Here is a 2,900-nt window from a genome sequence, read left to right as displayed (position 1 = left end):
CTGTCGCTTTTTCTATTTCTTCAAACACAGCGCCTGCTAGGATAATCAAAACTGCTATAGCTCCCCAAGACATATGCAACTTTTTTATAACTTATTCATTTATCATAATTGTTGCAGCACCAACTTCAAATTTTTACAACATTTCATTTAAATTTATGTCTCACACAGTCTACCATGAAGCAAGAAAACTCTGGATACAGCTTAAGCCTCACTTTTGGTTTGAAAGATAAAGATTTTACACGAGAAATCATTGCTTCATATTCTCTTTTATCTTTTTCCAATTCCTCAATATATTTCTTCTTATCTTCCTCGCTCACATAGTCATCATCAACTATAGCTTCTTTAATAGCATCCACTAAATAGAGTCTATTTTTTTCTTCAAGGACAAAAAATTTTGCTTTTTCATCCTTTAACCATAATGCATAATAATAGTGTTCAAAGTCAACTGTATAGTATTGACAAATAACATCATTGCTATAGTAATCTAAAAATTCATCGAATTCTTCAAGTACATAATAGGCATCAAAAATTTGCTCCGCAGAAATATCATCTGTTTTCAAATTGTGATTTTCATCTTCTCCTGACTTTACTTTTTCTAACCAAGATATTGCTTTATCTTTATTACCAAGATATACTTCGCAGTATGCAATGCTAAGCAATAGACTCATTCTATCAGGATATTTTTTAATAATTCTAAAAATATTTCTTTAGCTTTCTCATATTCTTTGAGTTCATATAAAGATACTGCATGATTGAAGGAATATTCATAACTATCATCAATATTTTTAGCTTTTTCAAAATATTTTTGACTCAATATAAGCCATTCTTTATCTTCATTAGATTGGTACATACTAAAGTAATAAAGCCCCAATCCTGTATATGTTTCAACAAAAGGAGAATCTAAATTCTTTGCTTTTAGTAAATATTCTAATGCTTCTACAGTATAATCATGGTTAAATGCAATATTGGTGTAAACTCTTGCTTTTTGAGCATTATCTAAATAAATTTCAAATTTATTTAAAAAAGAATTTAAATATCTTATATACTCACCGCGTCTAAGCTCTAACTTTAAAGAAGCAAGCGTACATACTATATCAAGATCAGAAGGATATTCTTTTTGTTTGGATAACAAGTAGCTTTCCATTTTTTTAAGGTATTCTGTTGATCTTTCATAGTCCTTTAAAAATGTCTCTTTATATCTATCCTCATATTCTTTTTTCTGCTTGTCCCAGTATGCCTTTATTTCATTTATCAAAATCTGTACTCCTAATTTGTTAAAATTTAACAAACACTATTTCTACTTTTTATCCTTTCCTACAGCTTCGAATTTACGTATCCACATATATTTATATTTTCTACTATTACAATACTATCCAATTATTACTTATTCATCTTTCTTATAGTAGCTGGGATAAAGAGGGTGTTCAAATAAACCATCATCAATCATTTTTTCAATCTCCGCCGGCAAATCAACTTTATATACTTTTTTATAAATAGCTGTGCTTAAACATTCAAATCCGCCTCCCGAAGAAGCATCACCTAAAAAATTTTGAATTGATTCTATATCGGGATAATGATCAGGATTATGTAGATAACGCATATATTCCTCTAAAACTCGTCTAATGTATAGAAAGTCTTTCAGGTTCATTGTTATTTTTTCCTTATCAGAAATAGTATCTAATCCATATTCAACGATATCTTTTATATTTGTATATTTTATCATCTTTAAATTCAATACCTCTTTTTCTCCAAATAATTATCATATAAAATTGTTGTTTTAAATCGTTTATTTTTTACGTTATACACCATATCTCCGCTGTTCCAAACATACATAATTGCCGTTACTGGTCGTTTCCCATCCTCCCGAAGCCATCCTGTATATGTAGTTGTGTTACCATAATAGCCTTCAATAATGATTTCAAATTCTGAGTTTGTATAGTTGGTTGAGTTTGGAATAGTACGCTGTAGCTGCTAAAACATTTCTAGAAATTAATTTGACTTTCCTAATAGAGTTGTTTATATCTTATTTCAATCTACTATATATTCATCCATAAATTGTTGTAAACCAATATACTTTCCATTGAAAGGTCCTTCACCCAAGGTTTTGTTAAATATCAATACATCGCACAGGTCGATATCACATTTTTTAAAACATATTTCACCAGGGTATGATTTTCTTTCACCTTCCACAAATTCATATATTTTATTAGACTTCCTACAAAACTAAAATCCTAGTTCACAGTTGATAATGTCAGCAATCAAATTCATTCGTAATCCAAACCGTTTGCGTCTATTTCGATAGGTTGTTGAAAACATTTTAAACGTTTTTACTTTGGCAAAAATATTCTCAACCTTGATTCTTTCTTTAGATAGCGCATGGTTATAGGCTTTATCTTCAAGAGTTAGGGGCTTAAGTTTGCTTGATTTCCTCGGAGTTTGCGCTTGTGAATACCTCTTCATGAGTCCTTGATAATCACTGTCAGCCAAGATTTTACCAGCTTGTCCGATATTTCTACGACTCATTTTGAACAACTTCATATCGTGGCAATAGTTCACCGCAATATCCAAAGAAACAATTCTCCCTGGGCTTGTGACAATCGCCTGAACCTTCATAGCATGGCATTTCTTTTTACCAGAATAATTCTCTAATTGTTTTTTTAGGACGATTGATTTTTACCTCTGTTGCATCCACAATCACCATATCCTCAGCACTAAGGTGAGTTTTTGAAATCGTAAAACCACTTTAAAGAAGAGTCACTTCAATCCATTGACTCCGACAGATTAAGTTGCTTTCGTGAATGCAAAAATCAGCCGCAATTTGTTCATAAGTGCGGTATTCTCGCGTGTATTGAAGAGTGGCCATAAGAAGGTCTTCTAGGCTTAATTTAGGTTTTCGTCCA

Annotated in this window: 3 protein-coding genes and 1 pseudogene; all 4 read right to left on the bottom strand. The window is 31.2% G+C overall.

Features of this window, described 5'->3' with window-relative positions:
* Positions 1-143: 143 nt before the first annotated feature.
* Positions 144-659, bottom strand: coding sequence for a hypothetical protein (locus SMIDD26_RS12875; protein ID WP_246746922.1), 516 nt, complete (start codon positions 657-659; stop codon positions 144-146).
* Between the two features lie 5 nt (positions 660-664).
* Positions 665-1,255: a tetratricopeptide repeat protein gene (locus SMIDD26_RS12870; RefSeq protein WP_246746921.1), complete on the bottom strand. Its 591-nt coding sequence runs from the start codon at positions 1,253-1,255 to the stop codon at positions 665-667.
* Positions 1,256-1,384: 129 nt separating this feature from the next.
* Positions 1,385-1,723 (bottom strand): hypothetical protein, encoded by a 339-nt coding sequence (locus SMIDD26_RS05180; RefSeq protein WP_061439324.1) that lies wholly within the window; start codon positions 1,721-1,723, stop codon positions 1,385-1,387.
* Positions 1,724-2,223: 500 nt separating this feature from the next.
* A pseudogene (locus SMIDD26_RS11535) lies at positions 2,224-2,900 on the bottom strand (IS5 family transposase); the annotation flags it as partial.

The organism is Streptococcus mitis (assembly GCF_001579035.1).
Classification (GTDB): domain Bacteria; phylum Bacillota; class Bacilli; order Lactobacillales; family Streptococcaceae; genus Streptococcus; species Streptococcus mitis_J.
The sequence above is the reverse complement of the archived record's forward strand: the minus strand, read 5'-3'. Positions and strand labels throughout refer to the sequence as shown.